The following is a 26,246-nucleotide window of genomic DNA, read 5'->3' as shown; positions in this document are numbered from 1 at the left end:
GTTCAGACAGTAAAGACGCAATCGCCGGACAGGCTTGTCCGGCGATTGTAGCCCTCTTCATTTACGCAACGGATCCTCCCAGAAATGCCGGTCGGCCTCCTGCTGGATATCGGCTCGCGACAACCCCAGGTCGTGCAGCGTGGCATCGCTCAGGCGCGCCAGTTCGTCGCGCTGGCGGTGCAGCTCGTACCAGCGCAGCAGCCGCCCGCCGGCATCGTGCAACAGGTGGCCGAGGGTAGACCCAGGCTGGTGAGCAACGTTGAAATGACCTTTCATCTTGACGCCCTCCTTGTGGATGGCTCCAGTCTCTGCCCAGGCCTAAGATCAATCCAACGAATGTTTCTGATGTCATGCATCTCGGAGATTGATGCCATGTCCCAGTACCAGAGTCTCGACGCGGACGTGCTGCGCACCTTCGTCGCCATCGCCGAGCAAGGCGGCTTCACCCGCGCCGGCGAGGTGGTCAACCGCACCCAGTCGGCGGTGAGCATGCAGATGAAGCGCCTGGAAGAGGACATCCTGCAGCGCCAGCTGTTCGAGCGCGACGGCCGCCAGGTGCGCCTCACCGCCGAGGGCCAGGTCCTGCTGGGCTATGCCCGGCGCATCCTCAAGCTGCACGGCGAGGTGTTCAACACCCTGCGCATGCCGCACATGGTCGGCGTGGTGCGTATCGGCACTCCGGACGACTACGCCATGCGCTACCTGCCGGGCATCCTCACCCGCTTCGCCCAGGCGTATCCACTGATTCATGTCGAGGTGCACTGCGACTCGTCCAAGCAACTGATGCTGCGCCAGGACCTGGACCTGACCATCGTCACCCGCGAGCCGGGCAACGAGGTCGGCCAGCTGCTGCGCCAGGAGCGCCTGGTGTGGGCTGCGGCCAAGGGTTTCTGCCCCCACGAGCAGCGGCCGATGCCGCTGGCGCTGTTCAACACCGACTGTTTCTGCCGCGCCTGGACCTGCAACGCCCTGGAGCGCCAGGGCATCGAGTACCGCATTGCCTACACCAGCCCGAGCCTGGCGGCGATCTTCGCCATCGTGCATGCCGGGCTGGCGGTGACCGCGCAGTTGCAGAGCCTGATCGGCGGCGACCTGCGCATACTCGGCGCGGACGACGGCCTGCCGCAGTTGCACATGGCCAATGTGATGCTGCTGCGCAACGACCAGCAGCATTCGCCGATTACCGACTGCATGGCCGAGTACATCGTCGAAGGGTTCAAGTAAGTCGAGGGTGCTTCGCACCCTTTTCGCCGGCAAGCCGGCTCCCACAAGAACAGCATCGCCCCCTGTGGGAGCCGGCTTGCCGGCGATGGACCCAACGCGGCCCCGGCTCGCTAGAGCTCGAACCCAAGCATCACCGCACACACCACCAAAAACCCGCAGAACAGCGTGCGCAACACCTTCTCCGGCAACGCATGGGCCAGCTTCACCCCCCAGCTGATGCTCAGCAACCCACCCACCGCCAGCGGAATCCCGATGCTCCAGTCGACACTCTGGTGCACCCCGTAGGTCAACAGCGTCACCATGGTGCTCGGCGCCGCCAATGCCAGCGACAGCCCCTGGGCCACCACCTGGGTAGTGCCGAATACCGAGGTCAGGATCGGCGTGGCCACCACCGCCCCGCCCACGCCGAACAGCCCGCCCATGGTCCCGGCGAAACTGCCCAGCACGCCCAGCCAGGGCCACGGATAACGCAGCTGGTTGCTCGGCGGTCGCACCGGCAGGAACATCCGCGCCACGTTCCAGATTGCCAGCGCCACCAGGAAACCGACGAAGTACAGGCGCATCGACTGGGCATCGATGCCCACCGCCCAGATCGACCCCAGCCAGGCGAACACGAAGCTGCACAGCGACAACGGCACGGCATGGCGCAGTTCGATGCGGTTGCGCTGGTGATAGCGCCACAGCGCCAGCAGCACGTTGGGCACCACCATCACCAGGGCGGTGCCCTGGGCCAGCTGCTGGTCAAGGCCGAACAGCACGCCCAGCGCCGGAATGGCGATCAATCCGCCGCCGATGCCGAACAGCCCACCCAAGGTGCCGAGCGCGGCCCCCAGCACGATATACATCACCCACTCGATCATCAGCGCCTCATCCGCCTGCTTTCAGAGAATGAGGGCATGCTAGCCAGTCGCGGCTGGCGGGGAAACGCACAGCAGCGCACAATGGCTTTGCGCATTTCGCACAAGCACCGAGCTGCCATGAGCCCTGACATCCTCACCGAACAACTCAGCCTGTTCCTCGACGTGCTGGAAACCGGCAGTTTCTCCGCCGCCGCCCGGCGCCACCCGTTGACGCCCTCTGCCGTGGCGCGGCGCATCGACAACCTGGAAAGCGCGGTGGGCAGCCGCCTGTTCTCGCGCAGCACCCACGCCGTGCGCCCGACGCCGGCTGGCAACGCCTTCGCCGAGCGGGCCCGGCGCATCATCGAGGAGCTGCGCCTGGCGCGCGCCGAGGCGGTGTCGTTGAGCAATGCCCCGGAAGGTTTGATCCGCATCGACGCACCAGCCGCCTTCGGCCGTCGCCACCTGGCCCCGGCCATCGCCGATTTCCTGGTGGCCTACCCCGGGCTCGACGTGCAGCTGCGCCTGATCGACAGCTTCGTCGACCTGCACGGCAGTCACCTGGGCGAAGTAGACCTGGTGCTGCGCGCCGGCCCCCTGGCCGACACCCGCCTGGTGGCCACGCCCCTGGCCTACATGGTGCGCATCGCCTGTGCCAGCCCCGCGTACCTGGCCAGCCGCGGAGTGCCGGCCTGCCCCAGCGAGCTGCCCGGGCACGACGGCCTCGACTGGGACGGGCTGGCCCCGCCGTTCGCCTGGCGCTTCGCGGTCGACGGCCAGACCCGCCTGTACCGCCCGGCGCGCATGCGCATGGCCGCCAACAACGCCGAGACCCTGCTGTTCGGCGCCCTGGCCGGCTTGGGCGTCGCCCACCTGCCGACCTGGCTGATCAGCGACTACCTGCTGCGTGGCGAACTGGTCCCGCTGTTCTGTGACAACGGCCTGCCGGAGCCCGAGACCAGCGGCATCTATGCCCTGCGCCTGGAACATGAAACGAACTCTCGCAGCCGCTTGCTGCTCGAATTCCTCAAGAGCCGTTTCAGCCCGGTGCCGCCCTGGGACCTGGCGCTGAGAAGCGAGCTGCGCTGGCAATGAGCGCACCAAGCTTTGGCGTGCTAGATTTTAACCCTTACCGATTCCAAGGACCTGCATGAACGCCGACACCCAAGCCCCCTGCGACGCGCTGCTGCTGGACAACCAGGTCTGCTTCGCCCTGCACTCGACCTCGTTGCTGATGACCAAGGTCTACAAGCCCCTGCTGCAAGCACTGGGCCTGACCTACCCGCAGTACCTGGCCATGCTGGTGTTGTGGGAACAGGACGGCCTGACCGTGGGCGAGATCAGCCAGCGCCTGCTAACCGACCCCGGCTCGCTGACGCCGCTGCTCAAGCGCCTGGAAAGCGAAGGCCTGCTCAAGCGCAGCCGCAGCCGCGAGGACGAACGGGTGGTGCTGGTGCAGTTGACCGACAAGGGCCGCGCCCTGCAGGCCGAGGCCCAGCGCGTGCCGCAGTGCATTCTGCAGGCCAGCGGTCACAGCGCCGAGCAGCTGCGCAAGCTGCAGGCCGACCTGCTCGCCCTGCGTGCGCAGCTGCAAGAAAACCTCTGACGTCTAAGCTGTGAGATGGCTGTTCGGATGAATGGTCGAATATTTAACTTGCGCACTAAATAATTGCGCGCTAAGTTAAACCCATACCCACTCAGCGCCGACGGCGCACAGCACCCAAGCGAGGCTCAAGATGCAAAAGGTCACTCCGCTGTACATCGCAGAAGCCACTTCCACCGGTGGTCGTGATGGCAAATCCCGCTCCAGCGACGGCAAGCTGGAAGTCAAGCTGAGCACCCCCAAGGAACTGGGCGGCGCGGGTGGTGACGGCACCAACCCCGAGCAGATGTTCGCCGCCGGCTACTCGGCCTGCTTCATCGGCGCGCTGAAGTTCGTCGCCGGCCAGGAGAAAAAAGCCCTGCCGGCGGATGCGTCGATCACCGCCAAGGTCGGCATCGGCCAGATCCCGGGCGGTTTCGGCCTGGACATCGACCTGCACATCAACCTGCCGGGCCTGGCCCAGGCCGACGCCGAAGGGCTGGTGGAGAAGGCGCACAAGGTCTGCCCTTACTCCAACGCCACCCGCGGCAATGTGGATGTGCGGTTGCATGTGACGGTCTGAGGACGCCATCGCGGGGCAAGCTTGCTCCCACGTGGGAGCGGGCTTGCCCCGCGATGAAGGCGACACGGTTTCACAGGCACAAAAAAACCCGGCCAAGGCCGGGTTTTTCGTGCTCATCGCAAGAAGGATTACTTCTTGGAACGGCCCTTGAAGCTGTTGTCGCGAGTGTCGATGTCGATCCACTCGTCGATCTGGATGAAGTCGGCAACCGAGATCTCGGTACCGTTCTTCAGCTTGGCAGGCTTCATGACCTTGCCCGAGGTGTCGCCACGTGCGGCGTTCTCGGTGTAGACAACCTGGCGGCTGATGGTGGTCGGCAGTTCTACCGATACCAGGCGGCCTTCGAAGAACACGGCTTCGCAGACGTCTTCCATGCCTTCTTCGATGTACGGCAGAACGGCGTCGATGTCTTCGGCGTTCAGTTCGTACATGGTGTAGTCGGTGGTGTCCATGAAGGTGTACGAGTCACCGCTGATGAACGACAGGGTCGCTTCTTTGCGATCCAGGATCACGTCGTCCAGCTTGTCGTCCGCACCGTATACGGTTTCGGTCTTGTAGCCGGTCAGCAGGTTCTTCAGCTTGGTCTTCATGATCGCGCTGTTACGGCCCGACTTGGTGAACTCAGCTTTCTGAACCAGCCACGGGTCGTTGTCGATCCGCAGTACGGTACCGGGTTTCAGCTCTTTACCAGTTTTCATTACGAAGTATCCGAATCTGGATGGATTTATAAAAATCGAGGCCGCGTATCATAGCGAATTTAGGTAAAACTGTACCAGCCTCGTGGCAAGGTCCGGCCGAGCGGCCTGCGCGGCCTGCCACTGGCGGGCGTGTTCGCGCACCTCGTCCCAATGCGGCTGCAGCGCCTGCCAGGCCTGGCCCATCGGGCGATCCATGTTCCAGGCGCGCCACAGTTCGGTCAGCGCCTGCCCGGCGGCGGCCGACAGGCCTTGGCGATAAAGGGCGAGGAATGCCTCGAGCTTTTCCCAGTGGGCGTTCTCTTCCTGGATGTAGATGTGCCAGAGCATCGGCACGCCAGCCCATTGCGCGCGCACGAAGGAATCCTCGCCGCGCACGGCGTTGAAATCGCAGCTCCACAGCAGCCGGTCGTAGTCGTCCTGGCTGACGAAAGGCAGGACCTGCACGGTCAAGGCCCCGCGCCGATGCAGCGCGCCCACGGGCAGGTCCGCCTCGCCCAGCCAGTCGCCGAGGTCCCCCAGGATGCGCCCCTGCGGCACCAGCAGGTGGGTGGGATGCACATCGGCGGCCAGGGCATCGAGCCAGTCGCCCAGTTGCGGGTTCTCGTAGGCAAACAGCGAGATCAGCCGCGCCCCTTCCCGGGGCTGCACGCCCAGCCCAGCGAGGAAATCCGCGCGCTCGCCGGGCGTCTGCCGGAAGGCCTGGCAACGCGGCAGCAAGGTGGCTTCACGCAGCAACCCACCGGTGTTCTCGGTGAAACCCGGGAAGAAGAAGAACTTGCGCAGCCCATTGGCCTGGGGCGAAGGCAAGCCATGGCAGCCCTCCACCCAGTCTTCGGCACTCAGGTAGTCCAGGTTCAGCCACAAGGGCGGCGTGGGCTGACGGGCCATGGCCTCGACGTAGCCGTCCGGCAGTTGGCAGGCAAAGGCACCCACCACCACCTGGGCTGGCTGCGCACCTTGCCACGTGACAGGCCAGTGGCGTATCTCGACGCCCTGCTGCCACTGTTGCCCGGCCTGGCTGTCGGCCTGCGGACACAGGCGCACGAAGGCCTGCAGGTCGTCCACCCACAGGCGCACCGCCAGGTCGTGCTCGGCCACCAGCTGGCGCGCCAGGCGCCAGGTGACGCCGATGTCGCCATAGTTGTCGACGACCGTGCAGAAGATGTCCCAGGTGGTTTTCATCGCCACGTTCCGTTACCTGCGAAAAAAGACCGCGGATTTTGCGGATATTTGCCCACCAGCAAAAGCGCGGCGCTGAAAAAACCTGTCGCGCCATGCGAGAATGGCCCCCATCGACCCGCCTGCCAGGAGGCCGCCATGCCCCGCCCCCGCGAATTGAAGATCACCCTCAGACCCGTGCAACTGGTGCTGTGCGTCGCCCTGGGCCTGTGGCTCGGCGCCGTGGCCATCGCCTTGAGCCTGTGGCTGGCCCTGCGCCTGTGGCCGGCACAGGTGCAGCCACTGGTCGAGACCGCCGTCCCCGCCGTGGTCCAGCCTGCGCCTGCAACCGCGCCGGCACAACCGGCTGACGCCCAATCGCAGATGTTCGAGCACTACAAGGAGATCCTGCACAAGCAGGAACTGCAACAGGCCGCCGAGGCCGCCCAGGGCAACCCGCGCAACCTCAACAGCCCCAAGTGCCAGTTCTGGCTGCAGCAGAACCGCACCGCGCCGACCGACAAGAGCCAGGCCAACGTGCTGGAGTTCTGCTACTGACCATGGACAAGGCCAGCCTGCTGCAACGCATCGTCGCCACCCTCGAGCACGACATGGAGGTGCTGCGCCGCGCCGCCCAGACCGCCTACGAGGCCGCCACCGCCGAAGAGAACATCGCCGAGAACAAGTACGACACCCTGGGGCTGGAGGCGTCGTACCTGGCCACCGGGCAGGCGCGGCGCACCGCCGAGATCCGCCAGGCGTTGCTGACCTACCAGCAGTTGGTGCTGCGCGATTACGACCCGGCGCGGGGGATCCAGATCGGTTGCCTGGTGACCCTGGAAGATGAGGCGGGCCAGCGGCGCCGACTGTTCCTCGGGCCGGAAGGGGCCGGGCTGAAGGTTGGCGAGGGGGATGAGCTGGTGACGGTGATCACGCCCCGCGCGCCGCTGGGGCAGCAACTGCTCGGCAAGCGGCTGGATGACGAAGTGAGCCTGGTAGTGGCCGGGGCGGCGCAGGTGCAGTTCATCATCGATATCGCCTGAGTGAGCGCTATAGTGGGGCCATTAATGGCCCTGTAACGCATCGAAGCGCCCCGCCAGCCCCTGCTCGGCGAACTGCTCCACCACGAAATCGATGAAGGCCCGGGTCTTGCCCGGCAACAGCTTGCGCTCGGCGTAGTACAGGCTGATATGTCCATCGTCCACATACCAGTCCGGCAACACCCGGCTCAGGCGCCCGGCGGTCAGGTAGGGCAAGGCGAACGGCAGGCTGACCAGGGCGATCCCCAGCCCTTGCTCGGCCACCACGCAGGCGGCGTCCGAATCGCTCATGGTCAGGCGCTGGGGCAGTTGCAGCGGCTGTTGCTCCTGCCAACGGCTGGTCAGCGGCCAACTGCGCACCCGGCCGGTCTGCGGCGAGCGGATAAGGATGCCGGCGCACGTCTGCAACTGCTCAGGGCGGCTCAGGGGTCCGTGCTGTCGCAGGTAGTCCGGCGAAGCGACCAGCACCCGGTGCGCCGGGGTCAGCTTGCGTGCCACCACCCCTGGCGGCAGTTCGAAGCCACCACCGATGGCGGCGTCGAAGCCCTGGCCGATCAGGTCGACCTGGCGGTTGTCGAAATGCCAGTCCGCCGTCACCGCCGGATAGCGGGCCAGGAACTCGCCCAGCAACGGCAACACATACAGGCGCCCGAACACCGTGCCCATGCTGACCCGCAGCACGCCCGACGGATGCCCTTCGCAATTGGCGAGGTTGGACACGGCGTATTGGATGGTGCGAAAACTTTCGCTCACCTCGGCCAGAAATCGCTGCCCGGCCTCGGTCAAGGTCAGCTTGCGCGTGCTGCGCAGAAACAGGCGCACGCCGAGCCGCGCCTCGAGCTGGGCGACATTCTTGCCAACCGCCGCCGGGGTGAGCGACAGGCGCCGGGCCGCCTCGGCAAAGCTGCCGACTTCGGCGCTGCGGATGAAGCATTCCAGGCTGCTGAAGGATTCCACCACGGCCATTATCAACTCCTGGTTTATTCTGAGTAACTCGATTGCCATCTTATCAACAGGTAATCGAGCGCGGATACTGCGTCCATCCCAAGGCATCCGGCCTTGCTTCACTGCAGGAGATCAGCATGTCCCAAGCACTTCCTCTCACCGGCAAGGTGGCCCTGGTCCAGGGCGGTTCACGCGGAATCGGCGCGGCCATCGTCCGCCGCCTGGCCCGCGACGGCGCCAAGGTCGCCTTCACCTATGTCAGCTCCAGCGCCAGCGCCGAGGCCCTGGCCGGTGAAATCAACAACGCTGGTGGCCAGGCCCTGGCCCTGCGCGCCGACAGCGCCGACATCCAGGCCGTGCAACAGGCCGTGGCCGACACCGCCAAGGCCTTCGGCGGCCTCGATATCCTGGTCAACAACGCCGGCGTGCTGGCGGTGGCGCCGGTGGCCGAGTTCGACCTGGCCGACTTCGACCGCCTGCTGGCGATCAACGTGCGCAGCGTGTTCGTGGCCACCCAGGCGGCGGTCAAGCACATGGGCAAGGGTGGGCGGATCATCAACATCGGCAGCACCAACGCCGAGCGCATGCCATTCGCCGGCGGCGCGCCCTATGCCATGAGCAAGTCGGCGCTGGTCGGCCTGACCAAGGGCCTGGCCCGGGACCTGGGGCCGCAGGGGATCACCGTCAACAATGTGCAGCCGGGGCCGGTGGACACCGACATGAACCCGGCCAGCGGCGAGTTCGCCGAGAGCCTGATCCCGTTGATGGCCATCGGGCGCTATGGGCAGGCGGACGAGATCGCCAGTTTCGTGGCTTACCTGGCGGGACCTGAAGCGGGGTACATCACCGGGGCGAGCCTGCTGGCCGATGGTGGGTTTGCGGCCTGATCGACCGATTTACCTGCACCGGCCCTTTCGCGGGCAAGCCCGCCCCCACAGGTATTTCACTTTCCTTGTGGGAGCGGGCTTGCCCGCGAAAGGGCCGGTGCAGGTCACATTTGAATGGCCGCCAGACGCTCTTCCAGAACGTCGAGAAATGCCCGCGCCGCGGGCGTGGGGCTCGGCGACCAGACCGCATACAGATGCCGCACCGGCGCATCCACCAGTGGCACCGTGGCCACTCCCTGAAAACCCCGGGCAATGCGCTCGGGCACCAACCCCAGCGCCATCCCGCGCTGGACGAATTTTTCCACCAGGCGAATATGGCCGATCTCGAACTGCACCCGATGCCGCAACCCCGCCGCCTGGAAAGCCTCGTCGGTCTGCCGGCGCGCCCCGGTGCCCTCGGGAAAGTCCACCAGCACCTCGTCGGCCAGGTCGGCCAGGGCCAGCCGTGCCCTGCCCGCCAGCCGATGGCCGGGCGGCAGCACCGCCACCAGTTCCTCCCGCGCCAGCAGGCGATGCTGCACGCCATGCAGTGCCTCGCCCTGCCACAGGCCGATGAAGCCCACGTCCAGGCGCCGCTCGCAGACGTCCGCCATCAGCAACTCACTCTTGGCGGTCAACCAGCGCACGTCCACATCCGGATAACGCTCATGGAACACCGCCAGCAGATCGACCAGATCCAGCGCGGTGAGCGAGCTGATCTCGCCGATCGACAGGCGCCCACGCACCTGCCCGCAGGCGGCGGCGACATCCTCGGCCACCCGCCGCGCCGCCGCCACCGCCGGCCGGGCGCTGAGCACGAAGGCCTCGCCCGCCGGGGTCAGGCGCACCCGCCGCGAACTGCGCTCGAACAGGCTCACCCCCAGCTGAGCCTCCAGCCGCGCCACCTGGTGGCTGAGGGCCGACTGCACCACATGGCAGCGCTCGGCGGCGCGGGTGAAGCTGCCGGTGTCGGCCACGGCCAGGGCATATTCGAGCTGCTTGAGGTTCATCGATCTATCTGCTTTCAAGATGAATAAGTTGAAAACTATACATTGGCGTCATGCCAGACACTTCCTGATACTTGTAACCACACAACCTTGCCTGCAACGAGACTGCCCATGAACGCCCCGACTCTCGGCCGCGCCCTGATCTTCCTGATGGCCACCGCCACCGGCCTGGCCGTAGCCAGCAACTACTACGCCCAACCGCTGCTGCACAGCATCGCCCAACAGTTCGGCCTGAGCACCGCCAGCGCCGGCACCATCGTCATCGCCGCCCAGCTCAGCTACGGCGCCGGGCTGCTGTTGCTGGCGCCGCTGGGCGACCTGTTCGAGCAGCGCCGGCTGATCGTCAGCATGGTGCTGATCGCCACCGCCGGGCTGGTGATCAGCGCCTGCGCGCCGAGCCTGCCGTGGCTGTTGTTCGGCACCGCGCTGACCGGGCTGTTCTCGGTGGTGGCCCAGGTGCTGGTGCCCATGGCCGCCGCCCTCAGTGCCCCGGAGCAGCGTGGCCGCGCCGTGGGCACGCTGATGAGCGGGCTGTTGCTGGGCATCCTGCTGGCGCGCACCGCCGCCGGGTTCATGGCCGAACTGGGCGGCTGGCGCAGCATCTACGTGCTGGCGGCGGTGCTGATGGCGATCAGCGCCCTCGCTCTTTACCGCAGCCTGCCGCAACACCACAGCCACGCGGGGCTCAAGTACCCGGCGCTGATCGGTTCGGTGTTCCGCCTGTTCGTCGAGGAACCGGTGCTGCGCCTGCGTTCGCTGCTGGGGTTGCTGGCGTTCAGCCTGTTCGCGTTGTTCTGGACACCGCTGGCGTTCCTGCTGAGCAATGCGCCCTACCACTATTCCGATGCGGTGATCGGCCTGTTCGGCCTGGCCGGGGCGATCGGCGCGCTGGCGGCCAACTGGGCCGGGCGCCTGGCTGATCGCGGTAAAGGGCCGCTGGGCACCACCGTGGGGCTGGTGGCGCTGCTGCTGTCGTGGGTGCCGCTGGGCTTCGCGCAGCAATCGCTGGTGGCGTTGCTGGTGGGGGTGCTGCTGCTCGACCTGGCGGTGCAACTGGTGCACGTGAGCAACCAGAATGCGGTGATCGTGCTGCGGCCGGAGGCGCGTACGCGGCTCAATGCCGGGTACATCACCTGCTACTTCATTGGCGGGGCGCTGGGGTCGTTGCTGGGGACGCAGCTGTTCGAGGTGCATGGCTGGGATGGGATCGTGGTGGCCGGGCTGGTGATCGGAGCGCTGGCGCTGGTGGTGTGGGGGTTGGCGGAGCGCAAGCGCGGGAAGCTGGTCGTGGCAGCCTGAATGCCCGCCCCCCTCTGTGGGAGCGGCCTTGCCGAGGCGTCGGACCGGTCGGCGCGTAGCGCCCCGGCGATATCAGCTTGATGCACGAATCCTGGGGGCGCTTCGCACCCCTTTCCGACCGGTCCGACGCCTCGGCAAGGCCGCTCCTACAGGGACTTGTGCATGCCTGGTCAGCCTGACTTGCCCTCGATGAACGCTTCGTCCACCCGTGCCAGCTGCGTCTCGCTCAGCACCCCGGCCTGGTAGTGCAGCTTGATCCACGCCAGCAGGTAGTCATAACGCGCCTGGGCCAGGTCGCGGCGGGTGGTGGCCAGCTGCTGTTCGGCGTTGAGCACGTCCAGGTTGACCCGCTCGCCGCCCTGCACGCTCTTGCGCGTCGACACCACCAGCGCCTCGGCCGCCACCAGCGCCCGCTCGTAGGCGCGCAGGCGGCTGGCGCCGGACTCGCAGGCGTTGTACTGCTTGCGCAGTTCGATCAACGCGCTACGGGTGTTGCCGTCAAGCTCGTACTCGGCCTGCTCCAGGTGCCGGCTGGCCTGGCGGGTCGAGGCCAGCACGCCGCCCCCGGCGAAGATCGGCACGCTGACTTCGATGCCCACGGTGTTGGTGTCGTAGCGCTGGTTGTAGGTGTTGCCGCTGTCCGACTCCTGGCGCCGCGAGGTGGCGAACGCGGTGACCTTGGGCAGGTGCCCGGCACGGTTGCGCTCGACTTCGTACCGCGCCACTTCCAGCGCCTGGCGTGACGAAGCCAGTTGCGGGTTGTTGGCCAGGGCCCGCTCCTGCCAGGCCTCGTAGCCGCTAGGGTCGACCACCGGCAAGGCGAAGCCCAGGCGCAGCGGCGCCAGGTCTTCCACCCGCACCGCCGGCTCGCCGATCAGCGCCCCCAGTTCGCGCAGCGCGGCATCCTGCTCGTTGCGCGCCTTGATTTCCTCGGCATCGGCCAGCTCGTAGCGGGCCTGGGCCTCGAGGATGTCCGTGCGCGTGCCTTCGCCGGCGTCGAACAGGCGCTGGTTCTGCTGGAACTGCTGGCGGTAGGCCTGCTTGCTGGCCACGCTGATGGCAATCTGGTCTTGGGCGAACAACGCTTGGGTGTAGCTGGTCATCACCCGCACCAGCAACTGCTGACTCTGGTCGCGGAAGCTCTCGTCGGCGAACAGCGCCTGGGCCACGCCCTTGCGGTAGCTCGAATAGGCTTCGTAGTCGAACAGCGGCTGCTGGAGGATGAAGGTCGAACCCATGCTGTTGTAGTTGCGGTCCTCCTTTTGCCGGCGTGAATCGCCGAGGTAGCGCACCTCGGAGTCGTTGCGCCCCTTGTTGTAGCTGTACGAGATGTTCGGCAGCAAGCCGGCGCGGCCGATGGCCCGGTATTCCTGGCCAGCCTCGCGGGCCTTGAATGCCGCCAGGTAGGTCGGGTCGCGGCGCAGGGCCTGCTCGTACACCTGGAACGGCCCCATGGCCGCCTGGGCGGCGGTCGGCAGCCAGGCACAGGCCAGCAGCAGCCCGATCAGTGGGAACTTCTTCACTGGGCGGTCCTTATTGTTCGGTCAAGGCGGTGCCTGCACGGTCGAGCAGGGGTTTGAACAGGTAGTTGAGCAGCGAGCGCTCGCCGGTGCGCACGAACAGCTCGGCGGGCATGCCCGGGCGGATCGCCAGCCCCTCGAGACGCGCCAGCGCCTCTTCGCTGACGGTGCTGCGCAGCACGTAGTACGGCTGGCCGCTGCGCTCGTCGATCAGCTGGTCGGCCGACACCAGCGCCACCTCCCCGGTCACCCGTGGCGTGCGGTTCTGGTTGAAGGCGGTGAACAGGATGTCCACCGGCAACTGCGGCGCCACCTTGTCCACCAGGTTCACCGGCAGGCGCCCTTCCACTTCCAGCGCGGTGCCCTGGGGCACGATTTCCAGCAGGGTGTCACCGGCCCGCACCACGGCGCCCTCGGTGTGAACGCCGAGGTTGACCGCCACGCCGTCGGCCGGCGCCAGGATCTCGCTGTGCTGCAACTCGAAGTGCGCGGAATTGAGCTGCTGCTCCAGGGTCGCGGCCTTGACCTGGGCTTCGGCCAATTGGGTGCGCACTTCTTTCTGGTACTCCTCGCGGCGCTGTTGCAGGTTGAGCCGGGCTTCGACGATCACCTGCTCAAGGCGCGCGCTCTCGCCGGCGTTCTGCGCCAGGTCGCGCTGCACCTGCGACAGCTGGCGCTGGTACTCGAGCACGCGGTTGCGCGGGATGTAGCCGTCGCCGGCGAGCGGGCGCAGGCTGTCGAGCTGCTCGCGCAGCGAATCGGCCTGGGCCTGCAGGTCGCTGCGCGCGCGACGCATGCCGGTCAGCTGGGCCTGGGAGCCGTCAATGCTGGCGGCCAGGGCGCCCTGCTCGCGGGCCTGGGCCTGGCGGCGGCTGTCGAACAGCTGACGCTGACCTTCGACGATCAGCGCCAGGCGGGCGTCGGAATCTTCCAGCAGCTCTGCGGGAAACTGCACCTGCCCCAGGTTGTCGCGCTCGCTCTGCCAGCGCGCCAGGGCGGCGCGGGTCATGCGGTACTGGGCCTGCAGCGCATCGACATCGGCCTGCACCTGGGTGCGGTCGAGGCGGAACAGCGGTTCGCCCTGGCGCACCAGCTGGCCTTCGCTGACCAGAATGCGGCTGACCACGCCGGCGGCCATCGACTGCACCGCCTTGCGCTTGCCCGATACCACCACGGTGCCCTGCACCGGCACGCCCTGGTCGAGCGGAGCGAGGCTGGCCCAGGCCATGAAACCGCCGAAACCGACCAGGGTCAGCAACCACCCCAGGCGAACATGGAAACGTGCATCACGGGTGTGCTGGCTCATGCGCCACCTCCGGCTTGCAGCGGGCGTTGCGCCGGGGCCTGGCCCATGGCGTGGAGGATGTCGCGGGCCGGGCCGAAGCCCTGCATGCGCCCTTCGTTCATCACCAGCAGCTTGTCGGCCTGGGCCAGCGCCGCGCTGCGGTGGGTCACCAGGACCACGGTGCGACCCTGGGCCTTGAGCTGGACGATGGCGCTGGCCAGCGCGGCCTCGCCGTGGCTGTCGAGGTTGGAGTTGGGTTCATCGAGCACGATCAGCCGGGCATCGCCGTACAGGGCGCGGGCCAGGGCGATGCGCTGCTTCTGACCGCCGGAAAGGTCGACGCCCTCCTCGCCCAGGCGTGTGTCATAGCCCTGGGGTAGGCGCAGGATCAATTCGTGCACGCCGGCCAGGCGGGCCGCCTCGACCACCTTGACACCGTCCAGCTCGCCGAAGCGGGCAATGTTCTCGGCGATGCTGCCGCGCAGCAGTTCGATGTTCTGCGGCAGGTAGCCGATGTGCGGGCCCAGGGCATCGCGATCCCACTGACTGAGCTCGGCGCCGTCGAGGCGCACATGGCCGCTCATCGTCGGCCACACGCCGACCAGCACCTTGGCCAGGGTCGACTTGCCCGAGCCGGAAGCGCCCAGCACGCCGAGCAGTTCACCCGGCGCCAGGGCGAAGTTCACCTGCTGCAGGGTGGCCAGGTTGCGCCCGGGCGGGCCGGCGCTGACCTGCTCCACCGCCAGTTGCCCGGTGGGCACCGGCAGGGGCATCGGCGTCGGCGGCTCGGGGTGCTCGCGCAGCAGGACGTCCAGGCGCTGGTAGGCCAGCTGCGCGCCGCTCCACTGCTTCCACACTGCGATCAGCTGGTCGATCGGGGCGAGTACCCGGCCCATCAGGATGGAACCGGCGATCATCATGCCCGGGGTCATCTGCCCCTCGATCACCAGCAGCGCGCCCAGCCCCAGCACCAGCGATTGCAGGCAAAGGCGCAGGCCCTTGCTGGTGGCGGTGATCACCGCCGAGGTGTCGCTGGCCTTGTTCTGCAGGTCGAGGAAGCGTCCGTGCAGGGTGTACCAGCGCTGGCGCAGGGCGCCGAGCATGCCCATGGCCTGGATGCTCTCGGCACTCTGCAACTGGCTACCGGCCAGTTGCGTCGACTGCTGCTGGAAGCCACTGGCCTCGGCCAGGGTGGCGTGGGTGAGGCGTTCGTTGAGGATCGCCAGGGCGATCAGCAGCAGCGCGCCGACCGTGGCCATCACCCCCAGCCAGACGTTGAAGGCGAAGATCACCGCCAGGTAGATGGGGAACCAGGGCGCATCGAAGAAGGCGAACAGCGCGGGGCCGGTGATGAACTGGCGCAGCTGGGTCAGATCACCCAGGGCCTGCCCGGCGGCGCCGTCACGCTGGCGCAAGTTGCGCTCGAAGGCCGCGCGGTAGACCTTCAAGTTGAAACTTTTCTCCAACTGGTTGCCCACGCGGATGACAATGAAACTGCGGACTGCTTCAAGCCCACCTATATAAACGAAGAAGCCGACCACCATCAGGGTAAGCACCCACAAAGTTGTGGTGCTCTGCGAACTCAGTACACGGTCGTACACTTGAAGCATATAAATCGACGGCACCAGCATGAGCAAGTTGATCAATGCTGTGAAACAGCCAACGCTGATCAAGGTCGACTTATGTTCGCCGAGTGCCGCCCACAAAGGCGCCCCGGGCTTTTGGCTCGGTAGTTTCATGTTTCGCCCTGGCTCGCCTGGAACTTTTTAGTTCCAGGCTGGGATTATTTGTCGAGGCGCTCGAGCACCAGTTGCTTGCCGTCCGGGGTGGTCCAGGCGTAACGCTGGGCGCCTTCGCGGCTGAAGTGCACCACGCTGCTGCCGTCACCGCCCACCAGGGCCAGGGTGTCGGGGGTCACCAGCCAGCTGCCGGGGCGCAGGCCTATCAGCCCTTTGGCACACTCCAGATCACCTTCGATTTCGCCTTCCGTGGCGCCAAGACGCAGGTCACAGGCCTGCGCTTGCTGCTGTTCAGGGTAAAGCTGCCAACGGCCGGCCAGTTGCGCGGCGTTGGGGAGTAACAGGCTGCTCGCCATGACTACCTCGGTCATCGACACCATGGGGACCGCGGCCAGCGCGATCATTCTCAGGTTTGCTTTCATTGCTTCGCCTCACCGGCAAAAGGGGCGACGCGCAAGCGCCGCCCCCTGTTGCATCAGACCACGATGTCGGTGACAGCGGCCTGGCCAACGGTGGTCACCAGGAAGTCAGCCGAGCTGTTTCCGGTGAAGTCGATGGACAGGCTGCCCAGGTTGGTGGCCTGGTCGTAGGTCAGCAGTGCCTCGCCGGCATGACCGGTAAAGGCGTTGACGAACTGCAGCGGCAGCTTGTTCACGGCGAACGCGGAGATGGCCGACAGGTCGATCTTGTCCACACCCGAGGTGAAGTCCATGATGCGATCCGGCGCCGCCTTGGTGGAGTCGCTGACGGCCGCGAACACGAAGGTGTCCGAACCGGTGCCGCCCCACAGCTGGTCGGCACCGCCGCCGCCGTAGATGATGTCGTTGCCGGCACCACCCTTGAGCACGTTGGCCAGCGCGTTGCCGATCAGCAGGTCGTTGCCCGAGCCGCCGAAGGCGTTTTCGATGGTCACGCCCTTGGCGATGGAAACGTTGCCGACCATGCCGCCGACGTCGGAGAACGACGCTTCGTTGAGGTTGATCTTCTGGTTCTGGGTGAACCCGGAGAAGTCGAAGGTGTCGTTGCCGCCACCGTCCCACACCGAGAACACCAGCTTCGACGAGGCCGAGGTGGCCGAGTAGAAGTCGCGCTCTGCGGTGGAGTTGAAGCCGTAGGTGGTGTCGCCGGCACGGGTGGCGTAGTTGGCGCCGTAGAGCTTCTGGATCGCCAGGATGTCGTCCATCAGCGGGGCCGAGGCGTAGTACTGACCGCCGCCCTTGACGAAGTTCTGCCCGTTGTTGCTCTCACTCCAGTAGCTCATGACGCTGTAGCCACGGGTGTCCTGGGCGTAGTCGGCGTCTTTGTAGGTCGGGTTGCCCTCGCCGGCGTTGTAGTCGCCGGGGTGGGACAGGCCCAGTACGTGGCCGATCTCGTGGGTCAGGGTCTGACGACCGTAGTTGCCGGTGCCCGGGTTGATGTTGACCTGGTAGCCGCTGTTGATCAGGTACCAGGATTCACCCTTGTGCGAGCCCGGGCCGTCGAACGGCAGGTAGGCGAATGCCGCGCCGCCGTTGCTGGCACTGAAGTTGCCGTAGGTCATGTGGCCATCGCCACCCGATGCCGCCTCGGTGAAGGTGACCTTGGCCACGTCCGCCCAGGACTGCATGGACAGCTTGGCCTGTTGCTTCTGCAGGTCGCTGAACTGGCTGAAGGTGCCCAGTCCGCGGCTGTAGAAGTCCGCCGGTGCCTTGGTCAGGAAGGTGTAGGTGAGGCTGATCGTGCCGTCCTTGTTCAGGTCTTTCCAGGAAGCGCCGTCACGCAGGATGTGATCGGCGGCCTGGTCGGCCGTGAAGGACTTCTTGCCATTGATGTTCGCGCCGCCGCGGTCGTACTGGTGGGCAAAGCTGTCGATCAGGCCGAAGGAAGAACTTGGGCCCTTCGGTTGCAGTGCGGAAACGGCGGAAACAATGGCGTTTTCTTTGACTTTCGACATGCAGATTACTTCCTTGTGTACAAAAAAGCAGTTGATGTCCGACAGGGTTCTCCCACCGGGCGAGAACTTCCTGTCACTCGCCTTTATGAGGCGCAAAAAAACTGACACACATTGAAACTTGATGTCCAGCGTTTTTTGACGTCATTTTTTCGTTTTCGAAAATAAACTGCGCCGCACTAATTTGCGCAAACTGCGATGGATCAACGGCGCCAGCGATAAGCATTAGTTCCAGTCATGCACCGTGACAGTTATAGACAACGGTTCGAAGTTTACTTTCGAAAATGCGACTTTCACTTGTTGAGCGCCACCGCTCGCTCGTCTATGCGCTTTACTGCGCGACAACCCGCCACACGACCCTCCGTCGCCTGCTCGTTGACTTGCCGGCGTGGCAAGCGCTCAGTAGGCGTTGGTCAACGACCCCTTCCTGACAGGACGACACAATGACAAGACTCACGGTGCAATCCGGCGATTTCTTGCAAGGTGAAGGCGAGTATCGCAATGGAGCGCTCACTCTCAAGACCCCGCGTAGCCCCTCGCCCGGCGAGCGCATTTCGCTGGCGCGGATCAAGGATCTGAAGCTGGCCAACCTCGAATCGACCCGCAGCCTCGGTGGCGCCCTGGGCTGGGGCGTGGCCGGCGCCCTGGTGGCCGGCCCGGTCGGCCTGCTGGCTGGCCTCCTGCTGGGCGGCAAGGAAGAGGAAGTCACCTTCCTCGCCACCTTCAAGGATGGCCGCAAGCTGCTGGCCATCACCGACGGCAAGACCTGGTCGAAGATCGACGACAACTGGCGCCGGCACCAGCGGCCGGCGGCGGCCTGAATCCACAGCTGCTTCGTTCGTTCTGACATGACAGGCCTGATTGCCGGCAAGCCGGCTCCCACAGGGGCAGATGCATCTGTAGGAGCGGGCTTGCATCAGCCATACGAACGTTTCCCCTGAAACATCGAATCCCTCCCCTGGCAGCCTGCTACCATGGCGCCCTTTTGCCTGCCCGACAGCTGCCGAGCGATAACGGCGCGTCCACTTTTCAAGGAGCCTTGCATGACCCCGCTTCGCCCCCGCCTGCCCCTTGGCCTGCTCGGCCTGGGCCTGGCCCTGCACAGTGGCCAGGGCCTGGCCGAGGACAGTGTGACCCTCGCCCCGGTACGCATCTCCGAGGTTCAGGACAACACCGGCTACCAGGCACGCGAAGCCCAGGTCGGCGGCCTGCACAATGCACCACTGCTCGACACCCCGGCCTCGGTCAGCGTGTTCAGCCGCCAGCTGCTGGACGACCGCCAGGTGCGCAAGCTGAGCGAGGTGCTGCAAAGCGATGCCTCGGTGGGCGAAAGCTACGCGCCGATCGGCTACTACGAGAACTTCAACGTGCGCGGCTTCGAGCTCAATGCCGCCAGCAGCTACCGGATCAACGGCCAGACCATCGCCGGCGAGCAGAACGTGGCGCTGGAGAACAAGCAGCAGGTGGAACTGCTCAAGGGGCTGTCGGGGTTGCAGAGCGGCGTGTCGGAGCCCGGCGGGCTGGTCAACTACGTGACCAAGCGCGCCGAGGACGTGCGCTCGGTCACGGTCTCGAGCAACGAGCAGGGCGAACGCTACCTGGCCACCGACCTGGGCGGCTGGTTCGGCGCCGAGCGCCAGTTCGGCCTGCGGGTCAACCTGGCCCACGAGGACATCCGCTCCTATGTCGACCACGCCGACGGCAAGCGGGATTTCGCCTCCCTGGCGCTCGACTGGCAGATCAACCCGAATGCCGTGCTGGAACTGGACGCCGAGTACCAGCACCGAGAGCAATATTCGGTACCGGGTTATCAACTGCTCGGCGGCAAGCAGCTACCCCACAACATCGATCCCAAGGATCACCTGGCCTGGCAGTCCTGGGCCAAGCCGGTGCAGAACGACTCGCTGAACCTGGGTGGGCGCTTCAAGTACCAGTTCAACGACAACTGGAACGGCACCTTGAGCGCTTCGCGCAGCAAGGTGGTGATCGACGACTACAGTGCGTTTGCCTGGGGCTCGAGCGAGGGCGCCTTCTTCGGCAGCAACGGCGACTACGACATCTACGATTTCCGCAGTCCCGACGACACCCGGCGGATCGACGAGGCACAGGCCACGCTTGATGGACGCTTCGACGCCTTGGGCGTGGGCCATGAGCTGACTGTGGGCACCAGCGCTCAGCGTCGTACACTGGATCAGCGGCCGGGCTACAATGATTGGCGCGGCACCGGCAATATCCACACCGGTGCCCCCGCCTTTCCTCCCTCGGATAACCCGCTTCGCGACAGTGAGCGCCGTCTCGACAGCCGCCAGTACGGCCTGTTCTTCAGTGACCGCATCACGTTCAACGAGAACTGGCAGACTGTAATCGGTGCCCGGGAAGTACGCCTGGATGAAAAAACCTGGAAGGAAACCGGTGAACCCGACCGCCATACTCGCCAGTACCAACTGCTGCCCAACGCCGCGTTGATCTATAAACCTCAATCGGACACCACGCTGTACGCCAGCTACTCGAAGGGTCTTTCAGCAGGCGGCACGGCACCGTGGTTCGCCAGCAACAAATTCGAAATCCTCGCCCCCACCCTGTCGCGCCAGCTCGAGGTCGGCATCAAGCGCGACTGGCAGGGCATGAGCTTCAGCGCGGCGCTGTTCCAGATCCGCCAGGCCTACCAATATGCCCGGCCCGACGACACCCCGGCGCCGACCTACGTGCAGTCGGGCCAGCAGAAAAATACCGGTCTCGAACTCGGCGCCAGCGGCTGGGTGACCTCCAACCTGCAGATCCAGGCCAGCGCCGCGGCGATCCGCGCACGCGTGCAGAACAGCGACACTGACGCCTACGAAGGCCACCAGGCGATCAACGTCCCGCGCCTGCGCGCGGCGCTGCAGGCCGACTACGCCCTGCCCGTACCCGGCCTGGCCCTGCTCGGCGGCGCCCGCTACAGCGCCAGCAAGTACGCCAACCACACCGGTGATGTCGAAGTCGGCGGCTATACCGTGTTCGACGTCGGCAGCCGCTACCGCACGACCATCGGTGGCTACGACACCGTGCTGCGCCTGACCGTGGACAACCTCTTCGACAAGCGCTACTGGCGCGACGTGGGCGACTACCTGGGCGACAACTACCTGTTCCAGGGAGCACCGCGAACCGCCCGCCTGTCGGCCAGTGTCAGTTTTTGAGCGCCGCGCCGGATATCCGGCAAACACGGCCCCCAGTTCGCGGTCGAACGACGCGGGGGCCTTCTCACCTTATCGTTGCAGTCCCCTGCAACATAATCGTCGCCACACCCGCTGAAAGCCGTTTGGAGGCTTTCACACGCATATGGCATTATGCCACCCAATAGGCGCGGAGCCGGATAGGGATATTGGAATTCAGTTTTTATGCAGTCGAATCATCTGTTGTACCTCCTGTACGGAAAGAAAACCGCTTATCTGCACGAGGCAAAGTTCAGCATCCTCTCCGCCCTGCGTCACCAAGCCGACCGCGAGAGCTTCAACATTACCGTGTTCACCGACCATCCCGAGGCCTTCGCAGGCTGGCCGGTTCATACGGAGTTTCTGGACGAGGCGACATTGGCCGACTGGATGGGACCGGCCGGTTACGTTCACCGACGCAAGGCCATGGCGATTCGCCGGGGCATGGAGCTCGCTGAAAAGACCATCTTCGTCGATACCGATACCATCTTCGTGAAAGATCCGGCAATGCTCTTCGAGCGCGTCAGCGATGAGCATTTCCTCATGGACCAATTCGAGTTCTGCTGGCAGCACGCGTCGCAACGCGACGACTACACCGGGCTGGTCGCAGAACTGGCGGCGAGCAAACGTTCCCCCAGCCCTTCGCTGCGTCTCTACAACAGCGGTATCTGCGGAATGACTCGCCGTCACACCGGACTGCTGGACGAGGCGATCGCCCTGATCGATCAATGGGCACACTTGCATACACAGCTGCACACCATGGAGCAGATCGCCGTTTCCTTCATGCTGGGCGACAAGCAGGTGGTCGAGGCCCGCGACTGCGTGCATCACTACTATTCACAGAAGTCCTATTACCACGCCATGGTAGGGCTGTTCTTCCAGCGTTTCGATGAGCAGTTCAGCCGCGCACTGGTCGAGGTTTCGCGGGGAGTGCCCAGCCACATACCGCCCCCCAACCTGACGCACAGGGTCGGCAACAGGTTCAGGCTCATGGGCCTGAGCAGCGAGCTGCGCAAGGTTGGCCGGTACTACTTGCTCGGTCGCAAGCCAAGCACCTGCGTCTACCTGAACGCGACCCGCTATGTGTTTTGGGACAAGGCACTTGAGGTGCTGAACCAAATGCCGACGCCGGAGAAACGCGACGAGGTGGATAAACTCTGGGCTCAGGACCGGGATTTCCACGCCTTTGCAGAACGTCGATCCAGGGCTGTCAGTTAACGCCCATTCGCATGGCCCGACCCGCAACGCGTCGGGCCTGCATTCAATCAGGCCTGTCTCACCGGGCAAAACCCGCTAACCCCCGCTTCGTCACGCCCCGTATAATCGCCAGCCGCCCGCCCCTGGCAATAGAATACCGGCCCATGCAGACGACCGTCCCCGTAATAAGAAACGACATCCAAGGCTTGCGTGCACTTGCAGTGCTCGCCGTCATCCTGTTCCACATGAACAGCAGCTGGCTGCCAGGGGGCTTCCTCGGCGTCGACATCTTCTTCGTCATTTCCGGCTTCATCATTACCCGGCTGTTGCGCGACCAGCATGCCTGCGGCCGCTTCAGTTACCGGCAGTTCTACCTGTCACGTGCCCGGAGAATCATACCGGCCTACCTGGCCCTGATCGTCATCAGCTCACTGGGCTTCGCCGTACTGCTGACCAAGGGCGACTTCCGTGCCTTCTTCGACAGCGCCAAAGCGGCACTGGTCTTCAACAGCAACCACTATTTCGCCAGCTACTACGACTACTTCGGCCCCAAGGCCTTCGAACTGCCGCTGTTGCACACCTGGTCGCTGGCGATCGAAATGCAGTACTACCTGCTGATGCCGGTGCTGTTCCTGCTGTTGCCCGACAAATGGCGACGGCCGGTCCTGGTCGCGCTGTTCGTCCTGCTCACCGCCTATGCGACGTTTCGGGGCGGGCAGCAGGACTCCACCGGGCTCTATTACTCGCTGCTCGCCCGAGTACCGGAATTTCTGATCGGCAGCGTGACCGCCCTGATCCGCCCGCCAACCCAGGCAATGTGGCAGCGCCTGGCCTGCGCAGCGGGGGCTGTCCTGATGCTGGCCAGCCTTGTCCTGATACAGGAAGACACCTTCAAGCCCGGGCTGCCGATGCTGCCAGCATGCTTCGGCGCAGCCCTGGTGATCTGGGGCGCCATCAACCAGCGCGGCAACCCGTTGTGCCACCCGCTGGCCGTTGCCGTCGGCAACCTGTCCTATTCGCTGTATCTCTGGCACTGGCCGATACTGGCGGCGCTGCGTTACATCCATGGCAGCTACGAGCTTCCCCCGACAGCCCTGGCAAGCGCGGCCTTGCTGACCCTGGTGACCAGCTGGCTCTCCTACCGCTTCATCGAAAACACCATCCGCTTCAAACGCAACCTGTCGCCATCACTGGGCCTGACCGCCTTGATCGTGATCGTTGCAGTGGCAACGATCTGGTCGACGCGCAAGGTCAACAAGGTGGTATACCCACGCCCACCCGTCGAGGTCACCCGCTACGCCGATCCGGCGCTCATCTGCCATGGCCAGGTAACAGGCGACTGCATACGGGGCGCCCGGGATGGCAACCAGGAGATCCTGGTAATCGGTGACAGCCATGCCGCGCAGCTCAATCTGTTTGCCGATGTGGTCGGACGCCACCTCAATGCACGCCTGAAAGTCATCAGCGCGAGCAGTTGCCTGCCGATCCATGGTTTCAACCTTCAGTCTGTCCCGGAAAACGCGCGCGCCGCGTGCAAGGCACAGACACAGCAGGTGGAAAAGGAGCTGGCCACGGCCAGCACGGTGATGCTTGCCGGCCGATGGGATCTGCACGCCAACGACCCAGTCTCCGTCGATGCGATCGACAAGCTGCTCAAGGATGCCTCACGCCGCCATCAGCACGTGTTCGTGCTCATGCAGATTCCCAACCTCACCGCCGACCTGCAGCGCGCCATGCGACTCAAGGCGCTCGGTCTCGCCCCTGCGGTGGAGGTCGACGACAAGTGGCGACTGGCCAATACCAGGATCAGCGAGATGACCAGGCAGTATTCGAACGTCGGGGTACTGGATTTCACCGACCTCGAACTCTGGCGCGATGCACCCTTCCACGGAGCGACACCGCTTTACTCGGACAGCGATCATCTGAACGAGATCGGCTCAAGGCTTTATGGGGAAGCCGCCAAGGAAAGAATCCGCGAGGCACTGGAGCGACAGGCATTGCCACGCCCCTCCACGGCGACCCCCTCCGCCAACGCGCTGCGCTAGCAGCGCAAGGGTGGCGCCGCCAACAGCGCGCGCCACCCGCTGTTGCTTCGATATAAATCACACGCAAACAAAAAGCCCCCGAACCTTTCGATTCGGGGGCTTCTCGTAGAATGTGGCGGTGAAGAAGGGATTTGAACCCTTGATACGATTTCTCGTATACACACTTTCCAGGCGTGCTCCTTCGACCACTCGGACACTTCACCGTTTTCTCTTCAAGCTATTCAGCCTGTCGAGGCGCGCTAATTTAGTAGAAGCCTTTTCCTTTGGCAAGCATTTTTTTCAGAATTTTCATGCGCTTAAGCCAATCGACCGAAAAACCGGGGCAATCAGGGCAATGCTGCCATTGTGCCCAGCGCTTTTCCCGCCCCTCGTGCCCCCACCCCGGTGGCACAGGGCGCAAGGACGCGACGCTGACTGACCAGTCAGTCTTGGCGCTTTACCTGGCCGGTGCCGCTGGGTAACGTCATCGCCACGCCATCCAAAGGACTCTGCCATGAGCGAGCTGATTACCTACCACGCCGAAGACGGCATCGCCACCCTGACCCTGAACAACGGCAAGGTCAACGCCATCTCCCCGGATGTCATCAAAGCCTTCAATGCCGCGCTCGACCGTGCCGTCGAGGAGCGCGCGGTGGTGATCATCACCGGCCAACCGGGCATTCTCTCCGGCGGCTACGACCTCAAGGTGATGACCGCCGGCCCCAAGGAGGCCGTCGGCCTGGTCACCGCCGGTTCCACCCTGGCCCGTCGCCTGCTGTCGCACCCCTTCCCGGTGATCGTCGCCTGCCCCGGCAATGCCGTGGCAAAGGGCGCCTTCCTGCTGCTGTCGGGTGATTACCGCATCGGGGTCGAAGGCCCCTACAAGATCTGCCTGAACGAAGTGCAGATCGGCATGACCATGCACCATGCCGGTATCGAGCTGGCCCGCGACCGCCTGGGCCGCGCGGCGTTCCAGCGCTCGGTGAACAACGCCGAGGTGTTCGACCCTCAGGGCGCCCGTGAAGCCGGCTTCCTCGACAAGGTGGTGCCCGCCGAGCAGCTGCAGGAAACCGCCCTGGCCGCGGCCCGTGAATTCAAGAAGCTGAACATGCTGGCGCACAAGAACACCAAGCTGAAGGTACGCAAGGCGCTGCTGGAGGCGCTGGACGAAGCGATCCTGGCGGATCAGAACCACCTGGGCTGATCCCGTCCACTGGCTTTTCTCTACAGGCATTTTGGGAGCGGGCTTGCCCCGCGATGGCGTCCGCCCGGGCGATCGCATCGCGGGGCAAGCCCGCTCCCACGTGATATCCAGGCTCCGTACGCGACACCAACGTTTGCCCCTGACAGTGCACACCCGTACACTGCGCCGCGACTGTCCGGTGTGAGTCGTACCATGCTTTATATGCTTCGCATGCTCCTGTTGGCGCTGCACTTCCTGCTCGTGGGTGTCGTCGGTCTGGTGATCGGCCTGCTGCGCCCGTTCAACCCCGACAACAGCCGCCTGTTCGCCCGTCTGTACAGCGTGCCGGCCGCCTGGCTCATGCGCATCAAGGTCAAGGCCGAGGTCGGCCCGCTGTGGGACCAGCCCCCCGGCTGCGTGATCATCGCCAACCACCAGTCCAACTATGACCTGTTCATCATCGGCCAGGTCGTGCCGCGCCGCACCGTGGCCATCGGCAAGAAGAGCCTGGGCTGGATCCCGCTGTTCGGCCAGCTGTTCTGGCTGGGCGGCAATGTGCTGATCGACCGCAAGAACGCCTACCAGGCGCGCAAGGCCATGCAGACCACCACCCGGACCCTGCGCGACGACACCTCGATCTGGATCTTCCCCGAAGGCACGCGCAACCCCGGCGAGCAGTTGCTGGCGTTCAAGAAGGGCGCCTTCCACATGGCCATCGAGGCCGGCGTGCCGATCGTGCCGGTGTGCGTCAGCCGCTACACCCAGCGCCTGGGCCTGAACAGCTGGCGCCAGCGCACCGTGATCATTCGCTCGCTGGCCCCCATCGCCACCGCGGGCCTGACCCAGCAGGACCTGCCCGCGCTGATCGAGCAATGCCGCAGCCAGATGCAGCATTGCATCGACCATATGGAAAGCGAAGTCACCGCGCCCTGATCG

Annotated in this window: 25 protein-coding genes and 1 tRNA gene; 14 read left to right on the top strand and 12 right to left on the bottom strand. The window is 65.2% G+C overall.

The features are described 5' to 3' along the window. Positions 1-57 precede the first annotated feature (57 nt). The gene (locus HU751_RS01550) at positions 58-276 is read right to left on the bottom strand and encodes a DUF1127 domain-containing protein (RefSeq protein ID WP_028691731.1); all 219 of its coding nucleotides are present in this window, start codon (positions 274-276) and stop codon (positions 58-60) included. Positions 277-372: 96 nt separating this feature from the next. Between HU751_RS01550 and HU751_RS01545 the strand changes: the two genes are divergently transcribed. Then, entirely contained in the window at positions 373-1,224 is an 852-nt protein-coding gene (locus HU751_RS01545; protein ID WP_028691732.1) for a LysR substrate-binding domain-containing protein, read from the top strand. A 110-nt stretch (positions 1,225-1,334) separates the two neighbouring features. Here the strand turns inward: HU751_RS01545 and HU751_RS01540 are convergent, their stop codons facing one another. Next, complete coding sequence (locus HU751_RS01540) at positions 1,335-2,084, bottom strand: sulfite exporter TauE/SafE family protein (RefSeq protein ID WP_186735911.1); 750 nt, start codon at positions 2,082-2,084, stop codon at positions 1,335-1,337. 117 nt (positions 2,085-2,201) lie between these two features. On the opposite strand from HU751_RS01540, the gene HU751_RS01535 reads away from it, so the two are divergent. The 3 genes from HU751_RS01535 (at position 2,202) to HU751_RS01525 (ending at position 4,228) form a co-directional block, all read left to right on the top strand. Beyond that, a complete protein-coding gene (locus HU751_RS01535; RefSeq protein WP_110736662.1) occupies positions 2,202-3,158 on the top strand; it encodes a LysR family transcriptional regulator in 957 nt (318 codons plus the stop codon). 55 nt (positions 3,159-3,213) lie between these two features. Further along, positions 3,214-3,669 carry a MarR family winged helix-turn-helix transcriptional regulator gene (locus HU751_RS01530; RefSeq protein WP_110698155.1) on the top strand — a complete coding sequence of 152 codons (456 nt, stop codon included), beginning with the start codon at positions 3,214-3,216 and terminating at the stop codon, positions 3,667-3,669. Positions 3,670-3,799: 130 nt separating this feature from the next. Next, positions 3,800-4,228, top strand: a complete 429-nt coding sequence (locus tag HU751_RS01525) for an organic hydroperoxide resistance protein (protein ID WP_023632623.1) — start codon at positions 3,800-3,802, stop codon at positions 4,226-4,228. A gap of 128 nt (positions 4,229-4,356) precedes the next feature. On the opposite strand, the gene efp is transcribed toward HU751_RS01525, so the two are convergent. Continuing rightward, entirely contained in the window at positions 4,357-4,926 is a 570-nt protein-coding gene (efp, locus tag HU751_RS01520) for an elongation factor P (protein ID WP_028691737.1), read from the bottom strand. Between the two features lie 48 nt (positions 4,927-4,974). Beyond that, positions 4,975-6,108, bottom strand: a complete 1,134-nt coding sequence (earP, locus tag HU751_RS01515) for an elongation factor P maturation arginine rhamnosyltransferase EarP (protein WP_186735913.1) — start codon at positions 6,106-6,108, stop codon at positions 4,975-4,977. Between the two features lie 135 nt (positions 6,109-6,243). Here earP and HU751_RS01510 point away from each other — a divergent pair, with 135 nt between their 5' ends. Continuing rightward, on the top strand, positions 6,244-6,642 hold the full coding sequence (locus HU751_RS01510) for a hypothetical protein (RefSeq protein ID WP_186735915.1): 399 nt from the start codon (positions 6,244-6,246) through the stop codon (positions 6,640-6,642). A 2-nt stretch (positions 6,643-6,644) separates the two neighbouring features. Further along, on the top strand, positions 6,645-7,127 hold the full coding sequence (locus HU751_RS01505; RefSeq protein WP_186735917.1) for a GreA/GreB family elongation factor: 483 nt from the start codon (positions 6,645-6,647) through the stop codon (positions 7,125-7,127). Positions 7,128-7,148: 21 nt separating this feature from the next. On the opposite strand, the gene HU751_RS01500 is transcribed toward HU751_RS01505, so the two are convergent. Further along, positions 7,149-8,090, bottom strand: a complete 942-nt coding sequence (locus HU751_RS01500) for a LysR family transcriptional regulator (protein ID WP_186735919.1) — start codon at positions 8,088-8,090, stop codon at positions 7,149-7,151. A 116-nt stretch (positions 8,091-8,206) separates the two neighbouring features. Between HU751_RS01500 and HU751_RS01495 the strand changes: the two genes are divergently transcribed. Beyond that, positions 8,207-8,956 carry a 3-oxoacyl-ACP reductase family protein gene (locus HU751_RS01495; protein ID WP_110736651.1) on the top strand — a complete coding sequence of 250 codons (750 nt, stop codon included), beginning with the start codon at positions 8,207-8,209 and terminating at the stop codon, positions 8,954-8,956. Between the two features lie 104 nt (positions 8,957-9,060). Here HU751_RS01495 and HU751_RS01490 read toward each other — a convergent pair whose 3' ends face one another. Next, a complete protein-coding gene (locus HU751_RS01490) occupies positions 9,061-9,945 on the bottom strand; it encodes a LysR family transcriptional regulator (RefSeq protein WP_186735921.1) in 885 nt (294 codons plus the stop codon). A gap of 108 nt (positions 9,946-10,053) precedes the next feature. Here HU751_RS01490 and HU751_RS01485 point away from each other — a divergent pair, with 108 nt between their 5' ends. Then, entirely contained in the window at positions 10,054-11,241 is a 1,188-nt protein-coding gene (locus tag HU751_RS01485; protein WP_186735923.1) for an MFS transporter, read from the top strand. Between the two features lie 170 nt (positions 11,242-11,411). Here the strand turns inward: HU751_RS01485 and HU751_RS01480 are convergent, their stop codons facing one another. The 5 genes from HU751_RS01480 to HU751_RS01460 are packed head-to-tail and all read right to left on the bottom strand — an operon-like array spanning position 11,412 to position 17,718. Further along, entirely contained in the window at positions 11,412-12,764 is a 1,353-nt protein-coding gene (locus HU751_RS01480) for a TolC family outer membrane protein (protein WP_186733698.1), read from the bottom strand. 10 nt (positions 12,765-12,774) lie between these two features. After that, positions 12,775-14,067 carry an HlyD family type I secretion periplasmic adaptor subunit gene (locus tag HU751_RS01475; protein ID WP_186733699.1) on the bottom strand — a complete coding sequence of 431 codons (1,293 nt, stop codon included), beginning with the start codon at positions 14,065-14,067 and terminating at the stop codon, positions 12,775-12,777. Next, a complete protein-coding gene (locus HU751_RS01470; RefSeq protein ID WP_186733700.1) occupies positions 14,064-15,785 on the bottom strand; it encodes a type I secretion system permease/ATPase in 1,722 nt (573 codons plus the stop codon). Before HU751_RS01470 ends, HU751_RS01475 begins: the two co-directional genes overlap by 4 nt. A 44-nt stretch (positions 15,786-15,829) precedes the next feature. Next, the gene (locus HU751_RS01465) at positions 15,830-16,207 is read right to left on the bottom strand and encodes an AprI/Inh family metalloprotease inhibitor (protein WP_186733701.1); all 378 of its coding nucleotides are present in this window, start codon (positions 16,205-16,207) and stop codon (positions 15,830-15,832) included. A gap of 53 nt (positions 16,208-16,260) precedes the next feature. After that, complete coding sequence (locus HU751_RS01460; protein WP_186733702.1) at positions 16,261-17,718, bottom strand: serralysin family metalloprotease; 1,458 nt, start codon at positions 17,716-17,718, stop codon at positions 16,261-16,263. A 440-nt stretch (positions 17,719-18,158) separates the two neighbouring features. Here HU751_RS01460 and HU751_RS01455 point away from each other — a divergent pair, with 440 nt between their 5' ends. The 4 genes from HU751_RS01455 (at position 18,159) to HU751_RS01440 (ending at position 24,148) form a co-directional block, all read left to right on the top strand. Then, entirely contained in the window at positions 18,159-18,536 is a 378-nt protein-coding gene (locus HU751_RS01455) for a hypothetical protein (RefSeq protein WP_186712839.1), read from the top strand. A 222-nt stretch (positions 18,537-18,758) separates the two neighbouring features. Beyond that, the gene (locus HU751_RS01450) at positions 18,759-20,891 is read left to right on the top strand and encodes a TonB-dependent siderophore receptor (RefSeq protein WP_186733703.1); all 2,133 of its coding nucleotides are present in this window, start codon (positions 18,759-18,761) and stop codon (positions 20,889-20,891) included. A gap of 201 nt (positions 20,892-21,092) precedes the next feature. Further along, positions 21,093-22,124 carry a hypothetical protein gene (locus HU751_RS01445; RefSeq protein WP_186733704.1) on the top strand — a complete coding sequence of 344 codons (1,032 nt, stop codon included), beginning with the start codon at positions 21,093-21,095 and terminating at the stop codon, positions 22,122-22,124. Positions 22,125-22,135: 11 nt separating this feature from the next. Then, positions 22,136-24,148 (top strand): acyltransferase family protein, encoded by a 2,013-nt coding sequence (locus tag HU751_RS01440; protein WP_186733705.1) that lies wholly within the window; start codon positions 22,136-22,138, stop codon positions 24,146-24,148. Positions 24,149-24,261: 113 nt separating this feature from the next. On the opposite strand, the gene HU751_RS01435 is transcribed toward HU751_RS01440, so the two are convergent. After that, positions 24,262-24,351 (bottom strand) — tRNA-Ser (locus HU751_RS01435). A gap of 290 nt (positions 24,352-24,641) precedes the next feature. On the opposite strand from HU751_RS01435, the gene HU751_RS01430 reads away from it, so the two are divergent. Continuing rightward, positions 24,642-25,331: a crotonase/enoyl-CoA hydratase family protein gene (locus HU751_RS01430; protein ID WP_186733706.1), complete on the top strand. Its 690-nt coding sequence runs from the start codon at positions 24,642-24,644 to the stop codon at positions 25,329-25,331. A 192-nt stretch (positions 25,332-25,523) separates the two neighbouring features. Further along, complete coding sequence (locus tag HU751_RS01425; RefSeq protein WP_186733707.1) at positions 25,524-26,243, top strand: lysophospholipid acyltransferase family protein; 720 nt, start codon at positions 25,524-25,526, stop codon at positions 26,241-26,243. The last annotated feature ends 3 nt before the right edge of the window (positions 26,244-26,246 follow it).

The sequence above is a fragment of the Pseudomonas peradeniyensis genome, assembly GCF_014268935.2.
Lineage (GTDB): Bacteria > Pseudomonadota > Gammaproteobacteria > Pseudomonadales > Pseudomonadaceae > Aquipseudomonas > Aquipseudomonas peradeniyensis.
The sequence above is the reverse complement of the archived record's forward strand: the minus strand, read 5'-3'. Positions and strand labels throughout refer to the sequence as shown.